Here is an 18611-nt window from a genome sequence, read left to right on the forward strand (position 1 = left end):
AGCGATGCAACGACGCAGTTTCCTGCGCGCGCTGGCGCTGGGCGCGGTCTCGGCCGGGGCGCTGGCACCGGTGGCGGGCGCGCTGGCGCAAGCCGCCAAGCCGCTTGCCATCGACGTCTACAAGAGCCCGCTGTGCGGCTGCTGCGAAGATTGGGTCAAGCACCTGCGCAGCAACGGCTTCACCGTGACGGTGCATGACGTCGAGGACACCGGCGTGTACCGCAAGCGCTTCGGCATGCCGGAACGCTTTGGCTCCTGCCACACCGGGTATATCGGCGGCTACGCCATCGAGGGCCATGTGCCGGCAGCGGATATCCGCAAGCTGCTGGCCGCAAAACCCAAGGCCGTCGGCCTGGCCGTGCCGGGCATGCCGGTCGGCTCGCCCGGCATGGAACAGGGCCCGCGCAAGGACCCGTTCGACGTGCTGATCGTAAAAGCGGACGGCGCCGCTTCGGTGTTCGCCAGCTACAACAAGCAGGCCGGCTGACCTGCCGCTTCCGGGCGCGCCACGGCGCGTCCGGACTTCAACCTGCGGCGGCCAGGCTCGCCAGTGCCGCCTCTACCTCTCCCCAGATCGCTTGTTCTTCGGCCTCGGTGGATGCGCCGTGCTGGCGCTTGGTCGCGCCGAGCCGGTTCAGCACCAGGTGCCGGTCCGCCGCCACGCCCGCGCTGGCCAGGCAGGCCTTGACACAGGCCAGCGGGCAGCCATCCAGCGCCAGGATCGGCCGCCCCGAGCGCGCCACGCGCGTCAGCGCCGGCACGCCGCCGCCCACGCCGCTGATGCAGGACATTTCCGCACGGCCGCTGCGGTCGAGCCGCACCGCGCAGGCATTGGCCAGTTGCGCGACGCTGGAGCAGCCGGAGCAGGCGTAGACCAGTGGCAAGGATTGGTTCGGGGAAGCCGGCATGGCGCACCTTCAGTGAGGGTTCGACCGCGGCAGGGTCTGCGCCTTGCCGGAGAGCAGCCAGCTTAGTGCGCAGCGATGCTGCCGGGCTATTCGCCGGAAGAGCTAGGGAGTGCAGCCGGCTGGCGTAGCCCGGCCGGGCAGTTCCAAAGCGGAGCGACCCGACAAAAAAGCCCCTGCGGCGCATCGCACCGCAGGGGCCCTGTCAGGCTTCGGAGCTCAGCCCGCTTACAGCAGCGGTGCGCCGGTCTTGGCCTGGATTTCCTCCCGGCTGACGCCCGGGGCGGTTTCCACCAGCTTCAGGCCGGCCTCGGTCACGTCGATCACGCCCAGGTCCGTAATGATGCGGTTGACCACGCCCACGCCAGTCAGCGGCAGGTTGCAGTCCTTCAGGATCTTGATGTCCTCGCTGCCATCCTTCTTCTTGGCGGTGTGTTCCATCAGCACCACCACGCGGCCGACGCCAGCCACCAGGTCCATCGCGCCGCCCATGCCCTTGACCATCTTGCCCGGGATCATCCAGTTGGCCAGGTCGCCCTTCTCGCTGACCTGCATCGCACCCAGGATCGCCAGGTTGATGTGGCCGCCGCGGATCATCCCGAACGAGTCGGCCGAAGAGAAGATCGACGAGCCTGGCAGCGTCGTCACGGTCTGCTTGCCGGCGTTGATCATGTCGGCGTCGACTTCGTCCTCGGTCGGGAACGGGCCGATGCCCAGCAGGCCGTTCTCGGACTGCAGCCACACTTCCATGCCTTCCGGCACCCAGTTGGCCACCAGCGTCGGCAGGCCGATCCCCAGGTTGACGTAGAAACCGTCCTGCAGCTCGGTCGCGGCGCGCGCGGCCATTTCGTCACGTGTCCATGCCATGATGGGTCTCCTCAGCTGGCCGCGCGCACGGTGCGCTGCTCGATGCGTTTCTCGGGGGTGGTGTTCAGCACCAGGCGCTTCACGAAGATGCCGGCCAGGTGGATTTCATCCGGGTCCAGCTCGCCGGTCTCGACGATATGCTCGACCTCGGCGATGGTGACCTTGCCCGCCATGGCGCACATCGGGTTGAAGTTGCGCGCGGTGCGGCGGAACACCAGGTTGCCGGCCTTGTCGGCCTTGTATGCCTTGACCAGCGCCACGTCGGCGGTCAGCGAACGCTCCATCACGTACTGCTCGCCGTCGAATTCGCGGATTTCCTTGCCTTCGGCGACGATGGTGCCGACACCGGTCTTGGTGAAAAAAGCCGGGATGCCCGAGCCGCCGGCGCGCAGCTTCTCGGCCAGCGTGCCTTGCGGCGTGAATTCCAGCTCCAGTTCGCCCGCCAGGTACTGGCGCTCGAACTCCTTGTTCTCGCCCACGTAGGACGAGATCATCTTCCTGATCTGGTGCGTGGCCAGCAGCAGGCCCAGGCCGAAGCCATCGACGCCGGCGTTGTTGGAGATGCAGGTCAGCTGCTTGGCGCCGCTGTCGCGCAGCGCGGCAATCAGCGCCTCGGGGATGCCGCACAGGCCGAAACCGCCAACGGCGATCGTCTGGCCGTCGCGGACGACGCCTGCAAGCGCTTCTGCGGCGCTGGCGTAGACCTTGTTCATGCTTCGCTCCTTCCTCGGTAGTTCCCTGTCGCTCTTCCCGCCACCGGGTTGTGCGGCGGGCGACGCAGGGAAATTGTAACGGTACAATCGGCAACAGGCGGGCGACAGTCGCCGCAACTCGTCCGACCGACAGCATACGCAAGCGCAGCCGGCTACGCCATTACGTAAAAATACATAAGCAGATGCCCGCAATCGACTACCAGACCGCCTTCCAGCTCGCCCCCGTGGGCCTGGTGCTGTCACGCGAACGCGTGATCGAGGACTGCAACGAGGAGGTCTGCCGCATTTTCGGCACCACGCGCGAGGCGCTGCTGGGCCAGTCGTTCCAGGTGCTTTACCCCACCGCCGACGAATTCGAGCGCACCGGCGCGCGCATCGCGCCGATCATGGGCAAGCGCGGCATGTACTCGGACGAGCGCATCATGAAGCGCGCCGGCGGGGAATTGTTCTGGTGCCATGTCACCGGGCGCGCGCTGGACCGCACGCAACCGCTGGGCGCCGGGATCTGGACTTTCGAGGACCTGTCGCAGAAGCGCCAGGTTACGGCCGAGCTGACCGCGCGCGAACGCGAGATCGCGGCGCAGCTGGTGGAGGGGAAAACCAGCAAGCAGATCGGCAAGTTGCTGGCGATCAGCCCGCGCACCGTGGACATCTACCGGGCGCGGCTGATGAAGAAGTACGGGGCCAGTACCTCGGTGGACCTGGTGCAGCGGCTGGTCAACCACTGAGCCCCGTGGCGGGCATCAGCCCTCGATGATCGCGCGGATCTCGGCCGGCACCGGCACCGACTTCTCCTGCGTGTAATCGCACCACACCACCTTGGCCCCGCCCTCGGCCCAGACCACGTCGGGCAGGTCGGTGCGGCGGATTTCCATGCGGGTCTCGAAGCTGGTGCGGCCGAGCTGGCCGGCGTAGACGCGGCATTCGATGTCGCCCGGGTAGCGCAGCTGCTTCAGGAAAGTCATGTGCGCATTGATGATGACCGGCCCCTGCCCGCCTGCATCCTTGCCGCCACGGCCCAGCGACGCGAACCACTCGATGCGCGCCTGTTCCAGGTACTGGAAATAGACGGTGTTGTTGACATGGCCCATGGCATCCATGTCGCCCCAGCGGATCGGCATGACCACCGTATAGACGTGCTTCATCACAGTCTCCAAAAGAACAGGCCCGCCGAGTCTGGCGGGCCCTCTGCGTGGCTTAGCGCTTGGCGATCGCGCCTTCGGCCTTGGTCACCAGGTCGGTGCCGATCTGCTTCTTCCACTTGTCGTAGACCTTGGCAGTAGCCTTGCGGAAGGCGTCATGCTCAACCGGCGACAGGTGCGTGACCTTGACGCCGTGCGCCTCCATGTCCTTCCAGGCCGGCGCGCCCGGCTCGGCCAGGCCCTTGCGGGCCAGCGCGATCTCCTGCTTGCCGGCGTCGATGGCGGCCTGCCTGACGATCTCGCGGTCGGCCGGGGTCCAGCTTTCCCAGATCTGCTTGTTGACCACGAAGATCAGCGGGTCAGCCACATAGCCCCAGGTGGTGACGAACTTCTGGCCAACCGTGTACAGCTTGGCGGCGGCGAACACCGACTGCGGGTTCTCCTGCCCGTCGACCGCACCCGAGGCCATCGCCGGCTGCGCATCGGCCCAGCTCATCTGGGTCGGGTTGGCGCCCAGCGCGTTGAAGGTCTCGATGTACAGCGGCGAACCGACCACGCGCAGCTTCATGCCCTTGAGGTCTTCCGGCTTGCGGATTTCGCGCTTGGAGTTGGACACCTCGCGGAAGCCATTCTCGCCCCAGGCCAGCGGCACCACGCCGGCCTTTTCCAGCGTGGTGAAGAGCGACTTGCCGACTTCGCCCTGCGTGAGCGCGTCGAGCGCCTTGTAGTCGGGCATCAGGAACGGCAGCGAGAACAGGTTCAGTTCCCTGACCTGCGGCGACCAGTTGATGGTCGAGCCCACCGCCATGTCGATCACGCCCTGGCGGATCGCCGAGAACTCGCGGGTCTGGTCGCCGGCCACCAGCGAGGTGCCCGGGTACAGCTTGATATTGATGCGGCCGTTGGTGCGTTGCTTGACCAGGTCGGCCCAGATCTCGCCGCCCTTGCCCCACGGGAAGGCCGGGCCGAGCACCAGCGACATCTTGTACTCGGACTTGTAGGTCTGGGCCATTGCGCCGGCGGGGGCGAAGGCGGAAGCGGCAATGGCGGCAGCCGTTGCGAGCATCAGGGCACGACGTTTCATTTCATCTCCTCTCGGGAAAAGCGTGGATTTCTTGTTTGTGAATGCGGAACATCAGTAGCCGAGGTACTCAGGCAGCCAGGTCGCCAGCGGCGGATAGGCCAGCACCATCAGCATGGCGATAAACATCGCCAGCAGCATCCAGATCACCCAGGGCACGGTCTCTTCCATGCGCACGCGGGCAATCCGGCACGACACCATCAGGTTCACGGCCAGCGGCGGCGTGAACTGGCCCAGCGCCACCTTCAGCGTCAGCACCACGCCGAACCACACCGGGTTCCACTGGAAGGCATTGACAATGGGCAGCAGCAGCGGCACGAAGATCAGGAAGATCGAGATGCCGTCCAGGAACATGCCGACCGTCATCAGCAGCAGCACGATCAGCGCCAGCACGCCGTACTCGCCCAGCCCGGAATTGGCGATGGCGTGCGCCAGCGGGTCGATCACGCCCAGCGTCGACAGCGCATAGGCGAAGATGCCGGCCAGCGCCACCACCAGCAGGATCACCGCCGAGGTCTCGGCCGCTTCCTGGAAGATGGTGAACAGGTCGCGCATGCCGATGCTGCGGTACACCACCATGCCGACGAAGAGGCCGTAGACCACCGCCACCACGGCAGCTTCGGTCGGCGTGAACCAGCCGGCGCGCATGCCGCCCAGGATCAGGAACGGCGCCACCAGCCCCCACGCGGCCTCGCGCAGGCTCTTCCAGAACGGCGGGCGCGGCAGCGCGGCTTCGATCGCGCCCATGTTGTGCTTGCGTGCCAGCCACACGGCCGGAACGATCAGCGCCACGCCGGCCAGGATGCCGGGGATCATGCCCGCGGCGAACAAGGCCGGCACCGATGCACCGGGCACCAGCACGCTGTAGATGATGAGGGCCACCGACGGCGGGATCAGGATGTCGGTCGCGGCTGCCGCGCCGACCACCGCGGCGCTGTACGAGCCCGGATAACCGGCGCGCGACATCGCCGCGATCATCACGCCCCCCACGGCGGCCGCGTTGGCCGGGCCGGAGCCTGAGATGCCGCCGAGGAACATCGCCACCAGGATCGCCACCAGCGGCAGCATGCCCGGGCCGCGGCCAACGATGGCGATGGCAAAGGTCACCAGCCGCTGCGCCACGCCGGAGCGGTCGAAGATCGACCCCACCAGCACGAACATCGGGATTGCCAGCAGCGGATACTTGGCCAGCCCCGCATAGAAGTTCTGCGGCACGGCCAGCAGGCCGAACATCTGGGTGTCGAGATTGGACAGGCCGATGGCAACCAGGCCGCCCAGGCCCAGCGACACGCCGATGGGCACGCCCAGCAGCATCAGGCCGATAAAGACCACGAACAGGATGATGGCAACGAGAGTCATGGCGCCTGCTCCGTCGTGCCTGCCCTGGCTGCATGCAGCGCCTTGAGCGCGCGCACGTTGCGCAGCACCAGCCCCAGCGCGCGCAGCGCGATGCCGGCCGACAGCACCGGCAGCCAGATCGAGTACCACCAGCTCGGCACGCCGATGCCCGGCGAGGTCTCGCCAAAGGCGTATTCGTCCCAGGTGATGCGCGCCCCCAGCACTGCCAGCGCGATGAACATCACCGCCACGGCCAGCGCCGACAGGATCGCCAGGCGCCGCTGACGGGCCGCGCTGCCGCGCTCGAAGAAGAATTCGATGCGGATATTGCGGTCGCGCGCCACCGCGGCGCTGCCGGCGACCAGCGCCAGCACGATCATGAGGAAGACCGAGAACTCCTCGGTCCAGGCAAACGACTCATCGGTGAAATAGCGGACCACCACGTTGGCGAAAGTGATGCCGACCAGCAGCACCATCACGATCACGCCAATCCAGTCCTCGAGGCGGGGCGATACCCGGAATTCAGCGTCCTGCGCTTCGTCGGCGGCCTGCGGGATCACCGCGGAATCGACGACGTGTTGCGGCACGGCGTTGCGCCGTGCCTCTTCTTGTTGCTCCATCTCCCCGGCCTCCGGTCCGGGCCGCTCGGGCCATGCGGCCACCGCGGCGTTCTTGTACTTGTATGTAAAGACTTAATCTGCAGACATGGCGGATTATGCCAAGACTGGCCCGCCACGCGCGAATTTTCTGATGATTGATGTGTGCTGATGACGGCGCACCCAAGGGGACCGGATAAGCCCTGGGCGTGCAATCTGGGCATCCCGCGGCGCTTTTGGCGCGCAGCCGGGATGCAGGGGGCCTTGCGCCCCCGGTCAGCGATCAGGCGGTCAGACCATGCCGTCGTCGGCGGTGATGACAGCCCCGTTGATGAATTGCGACTGGTCGGATGCCAGCAGCAGCAACAGGCCGTCGAGGTCCTCAGGCTTGCCCAGGCGCTTGCGCGGCAGCATCTGGATCAGTTTCTGCCCCGCGTCCGAGTCCCAGTGATGGTGGTTGATATCGGTGTCGATATAGCCCGGGCAGATGGCGTTGGTATTGATGCCGTGGCGCGCCCATTCCAGCGCCATGGCCTTGGTCATGTGCACCACGGCCGCCTTGCTCATGCAATAGACGCCGATCTGCGACAGCACCTTGAGCCCGGCCACCGAGGCGATATTGACGATGCGCGCCTGCGGCAGCGGGCTGCCGTTGCGCTCGGCGCCCTTGGCGCGCGCGATCATGCGCTTGGCCACTTCCTGGGCGACGAAGAAAGCACCGCGGGTATTGGTGTCAAAGACGAAATCGAAGTCATCGGCGGTCACATCGGTCAGCTTCTGCGTGGTCGACACGCCGGAGTTGTTGACCAGGATGTCGATGGACCCCGCTTCCGTCTCGGCGTGCGCCACCGCGGCGCGGATGCTGTCCGGGTCGGTGACGTCCAAGCGCACCACATGGGCGCTGCCGCCCTCGGCCTCGATCGCCGCGCGCAGTTCCTTGAGCCGCTCGGTGCGGCGCGAAGCCAGCACCACCTTGGCGCCGGCGGCGGCCAGCACCGTGGCGAAACGCGAGCCCAGCCCGCTTGAAGCGCCGGTGACCAGCGCGACCTTGCCTTCCAGATTGATCGACAAACCCATGATTACCTCTAGTGCGGGAGCTCCTCCGGCCTATGCGGGAGCAGAAGGCAGCATATCAAAAAAAAGAACGACCGTTCCAAAAAAATCCTTGCCTGTGGGTGGCGAGTCCCGGACAATGCCGGAGATTCTAAGAACTTGGCCAGCAAAGGGAAAGAGGGAAAACGCGCGATCCGGGCGTCTTTGGACCCCAAATCGCTGCCAACTCACCCGCCCGCGGTTCCCGTCCGCGCGCTGGCCCGGTTCTCGGCAAAACGATCACCGCATTTCCCACAATTGCAAGCAAGCAGCAAAGAAATAGAGGGTTAGAGACAATGGATCAGCAACAGCTCCTGGAGCAGTTCGGCCCGCGTGAAGCCATGGAATACGACGTGGTCGTCGTCGGCGGCGGCCCCGCCGGCCTGGCCACCGCCATCCGCCTGAAGCAACTCGCGCAGGAGAAAGGCGCCGACGTCAACGTGTGCGTGCTGGAAAAGGGCTCCGAGCCCGGCGCCCACATCCTGTCGGGCGCCATCATGGATCCGCGCGCCCTCAATGAGCTGATCCCGAACTGGAAGGAACTGGGCGCGCCGCTGAACCAGGCGGTCACCGAAGACAAGTTCCTGTTCCTGAACGAGTCCGGCTCCAAGGGCACGCCGCCGGCCCTGCTGCCCGAGTGCTTTCACAACGAAGGCAACTACATCATCAGCCTGTCGAACTTCGTGCGCTGGCTGGGCCAGCAGGCCGAAGCGCTGGGCGTTGAGATCTTCCCGGGCTTCCCCGCCGCCGAAGTGCTCTACAACGAAGACGGCTCGGTCAAGGGCGTGGCCACCGGCAATATGGGCATCAACAAGGAAGGCGAGCCCACCGAGAACTTCCAGCTTGGCATGGAGCTGCATGCCAAGTACACCATCTTCGCCGAAGGCGCGCGCGGCCACCTGGGCAAGCAGCTGATCGAGAAATTCGGCCTCGACACCGGCAAGGATCCGCAGAGCTACGGCATCGGCCTGAAGGAACTGTGGGAGATCGACCCGGCCAAGCACAAGCCCGGCCTGGTGGTGCACACCGCCGGCTGGCCGCTGGACCCGGCCACCTACGGCGGCTCGTTCCTGTACCACATGGAAGACAACAAGGTCGCGGTCGGCTTTGTGGTCGGCCTGGACTACACCAACCCGTGGCTGTCGCCGTTCGAGGAATTCCAGCGCTTCAAGACGCATCCGGAAATCCGCCAGATCTTCGAAGGCGGCAAGCGCCTGAGCTACGGCGCCCGTGCCATCACCGCCGGCGGCCTGCTGTCGCTGCCCAAGACCGTGTTCCCGGGCGGCGCCCTGGTTGGCTGCGACGCCGGCTACCTGAACGCCTCGCGCATCAAGGGCAGCCACGCCGCCATCAAGACCGGCATGATGGCCGCCGAGGCCGCCTATGACGCGCTGCAGGGCGGCCGCCAGCACGACGAGCTGACCGCCTACCCGGCCGCGTTCGAGCAGAGCTGGCTGCACAAGGAACTGCTGCAGGCCAAGAACTTCAAGCAGTGGTTCAAGAAGGGCCGCACCACCGCCACACTGATGACCGGCATCGAGCAATGGCTGCTGCCCAAGCTGGGCATCCGCAACCCGCCGTGGACCATCCACCGAGTAAAGCCGGACCATGTGTACCTGAAGCCCGCGGCCGAGTGCCAGAAGATCGAGTACCCGAAGCCGGACGGCAAGCTGACCTTCGACCGCCTCAGCTCGGTGTTCATCAGCAACACCAACCACGAAGAGAACCAGCCGGCGCACCTGACGCTCAAGGACGCCAGCGTGCCGGTCAACATCAACTGGGACAAGTACGCCGGCCCCGAGTCGCGCTACTGCCCGGCAGGTGTGTATGAGTTCGTGCAGGACGAGACGTCGGGCAAGGAGCGTCTGCAGATCAACGCGCAGAACTGCGTGCACTGCAAGACCTGCGACATTAAGGATCCGACCCAGAACATCGTGTGGGTCACGCCGGAAGGTGGCGGCGGCCCGAACTATGTGGGCATGTAAGCGCTGACAGCCAGCAGTTGGCAAGAAAAACGGCACCGGATTTCCGGTGCCGTTTTTCTTGGGGCAACCGCCCGCCGCTCAATGGCTTGCCAGCTTTGGGCTGGGGCAGGACCAGCCCGCGAGGGCAGCGGGATATCGGGCAAGGGCGTCCGACGATGATGTCCGGACGCTGACCGCGTCCTCAATGTGGTGGTGATGCGTATGGCGATCCAGCGCGGCGGCTTTGCCGGAGCCGCAGCATGCCAGCGGCTGCTACACCGATAGCCGCGCGTTCGACAGCAACTGCTCGTAGACGAACAGCTGCAACAGTGTCAGTTCGCGTTCGCCCAGTACATCGAAGGCCACGCCAAACGAGGGGAAATCGGCGTCTTCCTGGCCGTTGGCACCGGGCGCGACTCGCACCCAACCGTCGAGGGTGACCTCGCTGTCGAACGATGCGGTACGCATTTTGAAGCGCAGCTGCACGCGGCTGCCGGGGGCCGGCGCGGGCGCCGTGGTCTGCACCAGCGCGCCACCGGTACTGATATCGGACAGCAGCGCCAGCCGGGCCACGGCGGTATCGTCGTCCTGCGCTTCGGTGCCCGCCGCCACCTCGGCCTCCGGCTGGGTCAGGTATGCCGCCAGCCGCGTCTGCACGCGCTCGGCCTTGCGCACTGGCGTGCGCTGCTGCGACGCCGGAGCCGACAGCACCAGATAGCGGAACGGACTGCGGCAGACCGCCGTGATCGTCGACGTGAAACTGTGAATGGCCTGCCCCGAAAAGCCGCGCAGCAGCAGCGTATCGCCGGCCTGTATGGGCAGGTCGCGGCCGGCAAGCTGCGGCCACGTGACGAACATCCCGTGCTCGACAAAGCCGATCAGGCGGCTGGCGGCAGCACGCGACGCATCGCCCTGGTGCTTGATATGCAGCAGGGTGCCGACCTGCAGGCCAACTGGCCCGGCAGGCGCGCACGGGTCGTCGGAGGCATCCACGCCGTCATCTTCCCGGCAGACAGCACCATGATGGAACACCAGTGCCAGGTCCCGCGCGTCGGGAATGACATTGCCGCTGCCGAGCATCAGGTTGCCGTCGCCGTCGAGCAGCGACCAGGGCAGCGGGTGCCCCACAGGAAGATCGTTGGGATTGAGCTGGATCATGGCTGTTTGCATAGGACCTCGGCGTGGCAACCAGGCGGCCGTGGCAAGCTCACGACGAGCTGGCGAGGAGTATCCGCCACCTGCATTCGGTTCTTATCGGCTGGCTTGCGCGGAAATTGAGCAAAAACCGATGGAATGTGATCGCGATGTATAGCACGCAGCCCTTGCTGGCATCTTGACGAACCGCAACTCAACAGCCAGAATGCGCCAAAGCTGTCTGACAGCTTGACATATATACCCATATGAATCCCCTATCTCGTCCCGCCTCGCTCGCCAGCCGCATTGCCCAGGCATTGCATGAGCACATCATCGCCGGCCGCTATGCCGCTGGCGCACGTCTGCCCGCCGAGGCAAGCCTGGCCGACTCGTTTGGCGTGAGCCGCCCGATCGTGCGCGAAGCGATTGCCCAGCTGAAGGCCGACGGCGTGGTGATCACGCGCAAGGGCTCGGGCGCCTTCGTCTCGGAAACGCCCGGCGGGCAAGCCTGGCGCGTTGCCAGCGCCCCAGACGGCGGGCCAAGCCTGGCGCAGCTGTTCGAGTTGCGCATGGTGGTCGAGAGCGCCTGTGCCGAAATGGCGGCCATGCGCCGGACCGAGGCCGACCTGCAAGCCATCCGGGCGACGCTGACGGCCATGCAGCAGCAAGCCCAGGACTTTGCCAGCGCGGCAGCGGCGGACATCGCGTTCCACCATGCCATCGCGCAGGCGGCACACAACCCCTGCTTTACCGGACTCACGGATTTCGTCGGCCAGCAACTGCTGGCGGCACGGCAGCGTGCCTGGGAGAACTCCGCGCGACTCTCGGCGGCCAGCAGCACCCCGCGTGCGGCCGACACCGAGCATGCAACCCTGGTGGAAGCCATCGCCGCCGGCGATGCCGCTGCGGCGCGCGAGGCCGCGCGAAGCCATCTTGCAGCCGCGGCTGCGCGCATGGGCCTCGCGCTGGCCTGAACCAACATCAACCAGAGGAAGAAGAGGTTATGGAGAACGTGGATTGCGTGGTCATCGGCGCCGGCGTGGTCGGACTGGCGGTGGCGCGGGAGCTGGCCCTGCAGGGCCGCGAAGTCATCATCCTGGAGGCCGAGAACGCCTTCGGCACCATCACCAGCGCACGCAACAGCGAAGTCATCCACGCGGGCATCTACTACCCGGCCGGCTCGCTCAAGGCGGAACTGTGCGTGCGCGGCAAGGCGAAGCTGTACGACTACTGCGCGTCGCACCACATCGCCCACCAGCGCTGCGGCAAGCTGATCGTGGCGACCAGCGCGGCGCAGGTGGCCACGCTCGACGGCATTCGCGCCAAGGCGGCTGCCAACGGTGTCGATGACCTGCAATTCCTGACCCGCGCCGAAGCCCGGGCGCTCGAGCCGAATCTCCAGTGCCACGCCGCCCTGCTCTCGCCATCGACCGGCATCGTAGACAGCCACGGACTGATGACCGCCCTGCTGGGCGACGCCGAGAACGCCGGCGCCATGCTGGCGGTGCAGTCCCCGGTGCTGAATGGCGCGGTGACGCCTGACGGCATCCGGCTGGAGGTTGGCAATGAGGATGGCGGCAGCACCACGCTGCTTGCGAAGACGGTGGTGAATTCCGCGGGCCTGACGGCGCCGGAACTGGCGCGCCGCATCGACGGCATGCCCGAGGCACATATCCCGCCCCAGTACTACGCCAAGGGCTGCTACTTCACGCTGGCCGGGCGCGCACCGTTCTCGCGGCTGGTGTACCCCGTGCCGGAAGCGGCCGGGCTAGGCGTGCACCTGACCATCGACCTGGGCGGACAGGCGCGCTTCGGCCCCAACGTGCGCTGGATCGACGACATCGAATACAGCGTCGACCCCGCCGATGCCAATGGTTTCTATGAGGAAGTTCGCCGCTACTGGCCCGGACTGGCCGACGGCGCGCTGCAACCCGGCTATGCCGGCATCCGCCCGAAGATCAGCGGGCCGCACGAGGTTGCGGCGGACTTCCGCATCGACGGCCCGGCCGTCCACGGCGTGCCGGGGCTGGTTCACCTGTTCGGCATCGAGTCGCCGGGGCTGACCTCGTCGCTGGCCATCGCCGAGCGGGTCTGCGCGGCGCTGGCCTGAACCGCGCCGTCCCCTTCCGCGCGGAAGCTCATCACGGCACAGAACGCGCCGGCCGCCGCGGCGATGGCGGCCAGCCCGAAGGTATGCTCGGGCGCCAGCGCGTTCCAGGTCCAGCCCATCGCCAGCCCGCCCAGCGTGCCGCCGACGCCGTAGGAAATGCCCGTGTACAGCGCCTGCCCGCGCCCCTGCAGCGGCCCGGCAAACCACGCCTGCAACCGCTTCAGGCTGGCGCTGTGGTGCGCGGCAAAGGTGGCCGCGTGCAGCACCTGCACCAGCACCATGAGCCAGGCAAGCTGGGCAAAGTAGCCGGTCAGGCCGAAGCGCAGCGCCGCCAGCACAAAGGTGCCGGCCAGTATCGTGCGCAGCGCATAGCGCGCGAACAGCAGGCCCTGGTAGTAGAAGAAAACGATCTCGGCCACCACGCCGATGGTCCACATCACGCCAATGGCGAACTTGCTGTAGCCCAGCTGTGCCAGCCACAGCGAATAGAACACATAGAGCGCGGCGTGCGCGAACATCATCAGGAAGGCTGACGCCAGGAACCAGGCCACGTCCGGGCGGCGCAGCAGCGGCAAGGCGCGCGGCGGCGCCGTGCGCGGGCCGTCGTCGGCGGCGTCGCGCATGGTCAGCACCACCCCAGCCAGGATCGCCAGCAGCGTGCTGGCCACCCACGGGAAGGCGCGCATGCCGACCGCCTCGAACAGCGCCCCGCCGGCCAGCACCGCGCCGATAAAGCCGACCGAGCCGAACATGCGGATGCGGCCGTAGCTATGGTCGAAGGCGCCGTAGCGGCGCAGCGTGGAAATGGTCAGGGCATCGCCCAGCGGCGACATCGCGCTGGTGAGCAGGCTCAGCGTCAGCATCATCGCCATCATGCCGCCGTAGCTGCCGACACCCGGCAGCATCAGGAAGGCCAGCAACGAGGTGAACGCGCTCACGCGCAGGATGCGCACGCGCGTGTGCATCACGTCGGACAGCCAGCCCCACAGGTAGGGCCCGACGATGCGGCTGACCTGGAAGCTCGCCATCAGCACGCCGATCTGCACCGGGTTGAAACCGCGGTCGGCGAAATACAGGCTGACGTACGGCGAAATCAGGCCGACGTAGCCATAGTAGCCAAGGTAGAAGAGCCCAAAACGGGCGTAGTCGGGGCGGCCGGCGCCGGTGGCGCCCCCGCCCGCAAAAGACGTGGCCAACGCGAGGTCAACTCAAGGGGTCTGGCCGGCCTGCGCGGGAATGCGCGGCGTATCGACCTTGACGTCGCCGCACTGGGCGCGGTGGCGCAGGGCGTGGTCGATCAGCACCAGCGCCAGCATGGCCTCGGCGATCGGCGTGGCGCGGATGCCCACGCACGGGTCGTGGCGGCCGAAGGTCTCGACGGTGGCGGCATGGCCGGCCTTGTCGATCGATTCGCGCGGGGTGCGGATGGAAGACGTCGGCTTGATCGCCAGCGACACGGTGACGTCCTGGCCGGTGGAGATGCCGCCCAGCACGCCGCCGGAATTGTTGGTGCGGAAGCCCTCGGCGGTCAGCTCGTCGCCATGCACGCTGCCGCGCTGGGCCACGCTGTCGAAGCCGGCGCCGATCTCCACGCCCTTGACCGCGTTGATGCCCATCATGGCGTGGGCGATGTCGGCGTCGAGCCTGTCGAACAGCGGTTCGCCCAGGCCCACCGGCACGTTGCTGGCCACCACCTCGATGCGCGCGCCGACGGAGTCGCCGTCGCGGCGCAGCGCGTCCATATAGGTTTCCAGTTCAGGGATGACGTCGGCATTGGCCGCGAAGAACGGGTTCTGCGGCACATGCGACCAGTCCGTGAACGGCACGGCGATCTCGCCCAGCTGCGACATATAGCCCCGGATCTCGGTGCCGTACTGCTCGCGCAGCCATTTCTTGGCCACCGCCCCGGCCGCCACCACCGGCGCGGTCAGGCGCGCCGACGAGCGGCCGCCGCCGCGGTGGTCACGGATGCCGTACTTCTGCCAGTAGGTGTAGTCGGCATGGCCCGGGCGGAAGGTCTCGACGATATTGCCGTAGTCCTTGCTGCGCTGGTCGGTATTGCGGATCAGCAGGCAGATCGGGGTGCCGGTGGTCTTGCCCTCGAACACGCCGGACAGGATCTCGACCTGATCGGCTTCCTGGCGTTGCGTGACGTGGCGCGAGGTGCCGGGCCGGCGGCGGTCCAGGTCGCCCTGGATGTCGGCCTCGGTCAGCGCCATGCCCGGCGGGCAGCCGTCCACCACCGCGCCGATGGCGGGCCCGTGCGATTCGCCGAAGGTGGTAACAGTGAAAAGCAGGCCAAGGGTGTTGCCGGACATGGTGGAAACCGCACAGGAATTGGGGAAGGCCTCCATTGTAAGGCCAATGGCGGGCCTCGGGCGGCCGCAGGGCGACCCGGCAGGCTCAGGCGGCGGCGGTTTCCGGCGCCAGTTCGGGGTAGAACTCGGCGCGCATCCGCTCCATATAGGCCACCAGGTTGGCATGCCCCTCGGCCGCGGTGCGGATCGGAGTGTCGAATACGGGGCACAGCAGGCTGCCGGCAAACGCAAACAGCGTGGCGTCGGCCCCGCATGGCAGGTTGCCCATCAGGTAGGGCTTGTCGCCCAGGATGTCGGCAATCGAGGTCACGCCCTTGCTGGCCAGCGCCACCAGGTCTTCTTCGCTATGCCGGCCCAGGCCCTGCCCCCACAGCGTCTTGCGCACCTTGTAGCGCACCAGCCGCTCGGCCAGGCCGCGCACCGGCGCCGGCACGCCGCGGAAGAACTGGGCCGGCCCCTTGTCGAAGTTGGCCTGGTCCAGCCAGCGCACCCGCGCCACCGCCCAGTAAAGGTGGTCTTCCATCAACTTCTCGGCGGCCCAGGCGATGCCGCGCTCGGCCGCGCTCAGGCCGGCGTCGAAGTCGATGTGGTAGGTCTTCTCGATATGCCAGCGGATCATGGTGGAATCCGCCACGATCCGGCCCATGTCGTCCAGGTAGGGCAGCTTGCCCTTGGGCGCGCGCCGCAGGCTGCCGCGGCGGGCCTGGTAAGGCAGGCCGGCCAGCTTGAGCAGCATCTCGGCCTTGGTGACGAAGGGGCTGGCGTCGGGCAGCCCGAAGGCGGGGCCAAAGGTGTAGAGCGTGATCATCGTGGTTTCGGGTTCCGCACAACGGATTTAACGCCAGTCGCCGCGCAGGGCCTGCACCATCTGCTGCAGCCCTTCCGGGGTGGCGGCCTCGGGCGGCACGGGCTCGCCCACCACCAGTTCCAGCCGGTTCAGGATGCCGCGCCGGAACGGCCGCGACATCGCCGGTGCCCCCTTGCGCGAGAAGAAGCTGCCCCACAGCCCGCGCAGCGCCATCGGCACCACCGGCACCGGCGTGCGCTGGATGATCTGCTGCACGCCCTGCTTGAACGGGTTGATGTCGCCGGTGGCGGTGATCTTGCCTTCCGGGAAGATGCAGACCAGATCCCCCTCGCCCAGCGCCTGCGCCACGCTGTCATAGGCGCGCTTGAGCATGTCCGGATTCTCGTGCGCTGGCGCGATCGGGATCGCGCGGGCCTGGCGGAAGAACCACGACAGCAGCGGCACCTTGAAGATGTTGTGGTCCATCAGGAAGCGCACCGGGCGTGGGCTGCAGGCCATCAGCACCACCGCGTCGGCAAAGCTGACGTGGTTGCAGACCAGCACGGCCGGGCCGTCGGCGGGAATGCGCTCGGCATTGACGCGGCGCAGCCGGTAGAGGGTATGGACCAGGATCCACGCGATAAAGCGCAGCAGGAATTCCGGCACCAGCGAGTAGATGTAGACCGCCACCACGGCATTGAGCAGCCCCACCACCAGGAACAGCTGCGGGATGCTGTAGCCCGCCTGCGTCATCGCCACGCCCAGCAGCGAAGCGGCAATCATGAAGAAGCTGTTCAGGATGTTATTGGCGGCGATGATGCGGGCGCGGTGCGTGGGCGCGCTGCGGCTCTGGATCAGCGCGTACAGCGGCACGCTGTAGAAGCCGCCGAACATGGCCAGCAGGAACAGGTCCACCAGCACGCGCCAGTGGCGCGGCTCGGCCAGGAAGCTGCCGATGCCGCTGAGCGCCACGGGTGCCTGCCCCTGGCTGGCAAAGTACAGGTCGACCGCGAACACCGTCATGCCGATCGAGCCGAACGGCACCAGGCCGATCTCGACATGGCGCCCGGACAAGCGCTCACACAGCAGTGAACCGGTGCCGATGCCCAGCGAGAACACCGCCAGCAGCAGCGTCACCACGTTCTGGTCGCCGCCCAGCACATCCTTGGCATAGCTGAAGAACGAGGTCAGGAAGGTGGCGCCCAGGAACCACAGCCACGAAATGCCGAGCATGCTCAGGAATACCGTGCGGTTGCCGCGCGCCAGCACCAGGTTGCGCCAGGTCTCGGAGAACGGGTTCCAGTTGATGCGCAGGTCCGGCTGCGGCGCCGGCGAGACCGGGATGCGGCCCGACACCAGGCGCCCCGCCACGGCGATCACCACGCACACCGCGCCCACGTACATCGGCCCCACGATCGTGCCGCCCTGCTGCAGCCCGGCCAGTTCGCCGCCGATCAGCGTCCCGATCAGGATCGCGACAAAGGTGCCCATCTCCACCATGCCGTTGCCGCCGACCAGCTCGCTTTCATCCAGGTGCTGCGGCAGGTAGGCAAACTTGACCGGGCCGAACAGCGTGGAATGCAGCCCCATCAGAAAGGTGCCGGCGTACAGCAGCGGCGCGCTGTGCCAGGCAAAGCCGGCCAGGCCCAGCACCATGATGGCGATTTCCAGCGACTTGACCAGTTGGATCAGGCGCGACTTCTCCAGCTTGTCGGCAATCTGCCCGCTGGTGGCGGAAAACAGCACGAACGGCGCGATAAAGATGGCCGAGATCAGAAAGGCCGCGCTGCGCGCGTCCACGCCCTCGAACAGCGCCGTGTGGTAGGTCACCAGCGAGGTGAAGGCGACCTTGAAGACGTTATCGTTCATCGCCCCCAGGAACTGGGTCCAGAAGAACGGGGCGAAGCGGCGCAGGCCGAGCAGTCGGAACTGGCTGTTTTGGCTCATGGATGGGCCGGTCGGTCAGGGACCGCGGAAATGGGAACGCCGGCTAGTGTGCCGGAGCCGGCGTTCGGCCGCCACCCCGCCACGGCCGCGTGGCGCCAACCGAGGGTATTTCCGAAGGAAGCTTCAGCCCGGGCGGCCCGGCGCAATTACTCGGCGTGCTCTTCCGGCCAGTCGCGGATATAGGCCTTGAGCATCTTGTTCTCGAAGCTCTGGGCCTCGACCACGGCCTTCGCGACGTCATAGAACGAGATCACGCCCATCAGCGTGCGGTTGTCGAGCACCGGCAGGTAGCGGGTGTGACGTTCCAGCATCATGCGGCGGACCTCGTTGACGTCGGTCTCCATGGTGCAGGTCAGCGGCGCATCGTCCATCACCTTGCGGATGCTGGTGGTGCCGACGTTGCCATTATTGCGGGCCAGCGTTTCGATGATCTCGCGGAAGGTCAGCATGCCGACCAGGTCGCCGTATTCCATCACCACCAGCGAGCCGATATCGTGCTCGGCCATGGTGTGGACGGCTACCAGCAAGGAGGCGTCAGGCGTCACGGTATAGAGCGTATTGCCCTTGATCTGGAGGATGTCGCTGACTTTCATGTTGGTCTCCGCTGCCTGCGCTCA

General features: G+C 66.8%; 19 protein-coding genes. 5 read left to right on the forward strand and 14 right to left on the reverse strand.

Annotated elements, in window-relative coordinates; all coding sequences use genetic code 11:
* Nucleotides 1–4: 4 nt before the first annotated feature.
* Complete coding sequence (locus tag ACW4E8_RS07045; protein WP_010813108.1) at nucleotides 5–487, forward strand: DUF411 domain-containing protein; 483 nt, start codon at nucleotides 5–7, stop codon at nucleotides 485–487.
* Nucleotides 488–524: 37 nt separating this feature from the next.
* Here ACW4E8_RS07045 and ACW4E8_RS07050 read toward each other — a convergent pair whose 3' ends face one another.
* The 3 genes from ACW4E8_RS07050 to ACW4E8_RS07060 form a co-directional block, all read right to left on the reverse strand.
* Nucleotides 525–908, reverse strand: coding sequence for a putative zinc-binding protein (locus ACW4E8_RS07050; RefSeq protein WP_456803854.1), 384 nt, complete (start codon nucleotides 906–908; stop codon nucleotides 525–527).
* 225 nt (nucleotides 909–1133) lie between these two features.
* On the reverse strand, nucleotides 1134–1772 hold the full coding sequence (locus tag ACW4E8_RS07055) for a CoA transferase subunit B (protein ID WP_456803855.1): 639 nt from the start codon (nucleotides 1770–1772) through the stop codon (nucleotides 1134–1136).
* Between the two features lie 11 nt (nucleotides 1773–1783).
* The gene (locus tag ACW4E8_RS07060; RefSeq protein ID WP_456803856.1) at nucleotides 1784–2485 is read right to left on the reverse strand and encodes a CoA transferase subunit A; all 702 of its coding nucleotides are present in this window, start codon (nucleotides 2483–2485) and stop codon (nucleotides 1784–1786) included.
* 182 nt (nucleotides 2486–2667) lie between these two features.
* Here ACW4E8_RS07060 and ACW4E8_RS07065 point away from each other — a divergent pair, with 182 nt between their 5' ends.
* The gene (locus tag ACW4E8_RS07065; RefSeq protein ID WP_010813111.1) at nucleotides 2668–3213 is read left to right on the forward strand and encodes a PAS and helix-turn-helix domain-containing protein; all 546 of its coding nucleotides are present in this window, start codon (nucleotides 2668–2670) and stop codon (nucleotides 3211–3213) included.
* 15 nt (nucleotides 3214–3228) lie between these two features.
* Here the strand turns inward: ACW4E8_RS07065 and ACW4E8_RS07070 are convergent, their stop codons facing one another.
* The 5 genes from ACW4E8_RS07070 to ACW4E8_RS07090 form a co-directional block, all read right to left on the reverse strand.
* Complete coding sequence (locus tag ACW4E8_RS07070; protein WP_340529975.1) at nucleotides 3229–3630, reverse strand: acyl-CoA thioesterase; 402 nt, start codon at nucleotides 3628–3630, stop codon at nucleotides 3229–3231.
* Nucleotides 3631–3682: 52 nt separating this feature from the next.
* Entirely contained in the window at nucleotides 3683–4711 is a 1029-nt protein-coding gene (locus ACW4E8_RS07075) for a DctP family TRAP transporter solute-binding subunit (protein WP_456803857.1), read from the reverse strand.
* A gap of 51 nt (nucleotides 4712–4762) precedes the next feature.
* A complete protein-coding gene (locus ACW4E8_RS07080) occupies nucleotides 4763–6067 on the reverse strand; it encodes a TRAP transporter large permease (protein WP_456803858.1) in 1305 nt (434 codons plus the stop codon).
* Nucleotides 6064–6666, reverse strand: coding sequence for a TRAP transporter small permease (locus tag ACW4E8_RS07085; protein ID WP_456803859.1), 603 nt, complete (start codon nucleotides 6664–6666; stop codon nucleotides 6064–6066). The genes ACW4E8_RS07080 and ACW4E8_RS07085 overlap by 4 nt, the downstream gene beginning before the upstream one ends.
* A gap of 267 nt (nucleotides 6667–6933) precedes the next feature.
* A complete protein-coding gene (locus ACW4E8_RS07090; RefSeq protein ID WP_018310306.1) occupies nucleotides 6934–7719 on the reverse strand; it encodes an SDR family oxidoreductase in 786 nt (261 codons plus the stop codon).
* Nucleotides 7720–8030: 311 nt separating this feature from the next.
* Between ACW4E8_RS07090 and ACW4E8_RS07095 the strand changes: the two genes are divergently transcribed.
* Nucleotides 8031–9719 (forward strand): electron transfer flavoprotein-ubiquinone oxidoreductase, encoded by a 1689-nt coding sequence (locus ACW4E8_RS07095; protein WP_456803860.1) that lies wholly within the window; start codon nucleotides 8031–8033, stop codon nucleotides 9717–9719.
* A gap of 252 nt (nucleotides 9720–9971) precedes the next feature.
* On the opposite strand, the gene ACW4E8_RS07100 is transcribed toward ACW4E8_RS07095, so the two are convergent.
* Nucleotides 9972–10856, reverse strand: a complete 885-nt coding sequence (locus ACW4E8_RS07100; RefSeq protein WP_456804103.1) for a flagellar brake protein — start codon at nucleotides 10854–10856, stop codon at nucleotides 9972–9974.
* Between the two features lie 242 nt (nucleotides 10857–11098).
* Between ACW4E8_RS07100 and ACW4E8_RS07105 the strand changes: the two genes are divergently transcribed.
* Together ACW4E8_RS07105 and ACW4E8_RS07110 are read left to right on the forward strand one after the other, a co-directional pair.
* Nucleotides 11099–11806 carry a FadR/GntR family transcriptional regulator gene (locus ACW4E8_RS07105; protein ID WP_456803861.1) on the forward strand — a complete coding sequence of 236 codons (708 nt, stop codon included), beginning with the start codon at nucleotides 11099–11101 and terminating at the stop codon, nucleotides 11804–11806.
* Nucleotides 11807–11835: 29 nt separating this feature from the next.
* Nucleotides 11836–12942: an NAD(P)/FAD-dependent oxidoreductase gene (locus ACW4E8_RS07110; protein ID WP_456803862.1), complete on the forward strand. Its 1107-nt coding sequence runs from the start codon at nucleotides 11836–11838 to the stop codon at nucleotides 12940–12942.
* On the opposite strand, the gene ACW4E8_RS07115 is transcribed toward ACW4E8_RS07110, so the two are convergent.
* The 5 genes from ACW4E8_RS07115 to ACW4E8_RS07135 all read right to left on the reverse strand — a co-directional run bounded on the left by ACW4E8_RS07115 (nucleotide 12864) and on the right by ACW4E8_RS07135 (nucleotide 18587).
* A complete protein-coding gene (locus tag ACW4E8_RS07115) occupies nucleotides 12864–14138 on the reverse strand; it encodes an MFS transporter (protein ID WP_456803863.1) in 1275 nt (424 codons plus the stop codon). The two genes, ACW4E8_RS07110 and ACW4E8_RS07115, sit on opposite strands and share 79 nt — an antisense overlap.
* 12 nt (nucleotides 14139–14150) lie before the next feature.
* Complete coding sequence (aroC, locus tag ACW4E8_RS07120; protein WP_456803864.1) at nucleotides 14151–15260, reverse strand: chorismate synthase; 1110 nt, start codon at nucleotides 15258–15260, stop codon at nucleotides 14151–14153.
* Between the two features lie 85 nt (nucleotides 15261–15345).
* On the reverse strand, nucleotides 15346–16068 hold the full coding sequence (locus ACW4E8_RS07125; protein ID WP_456803865.1) for a glutathione S-transferase C-terminal domain-containing protein: 723 nt from the start codon (nucleotides 16066–16068) through the stop codon (nucleotides 15346–15348).
* A gap of 27 nt (nucleotides 16069–16095) precedes the next feature.
* Nucleotides 16096–17994 (reverse strand): MFS transporter, encoded by a 1899-nt coding sequence (locus ACW4E8_RS07130; RefSeq protein ID WP_456803866.1) that lies wholly within the window; start codon nucleotides 17992–17994, stop codon nucleotides 16096–16098.
* Nucleotides 17995–18140: 146 nt separating this feature from the next.
* A complete protein-coding gene (locus ACW4E8_RS07135) occupies nucleotides 18141–18587 on the reverse strand; it encodes a CBS domain-containing protein (RefSeq protein WP_456803867.1) in 447 nt (148 codons plus the stop codon).
* Between the last annotated feature and the right edge of the window lie 24 nt (nucleotides 18588–18611).

The sequence above is a fragment of the Cupriavidus sp. CP313 genome, from assembly GCF_054072015.1.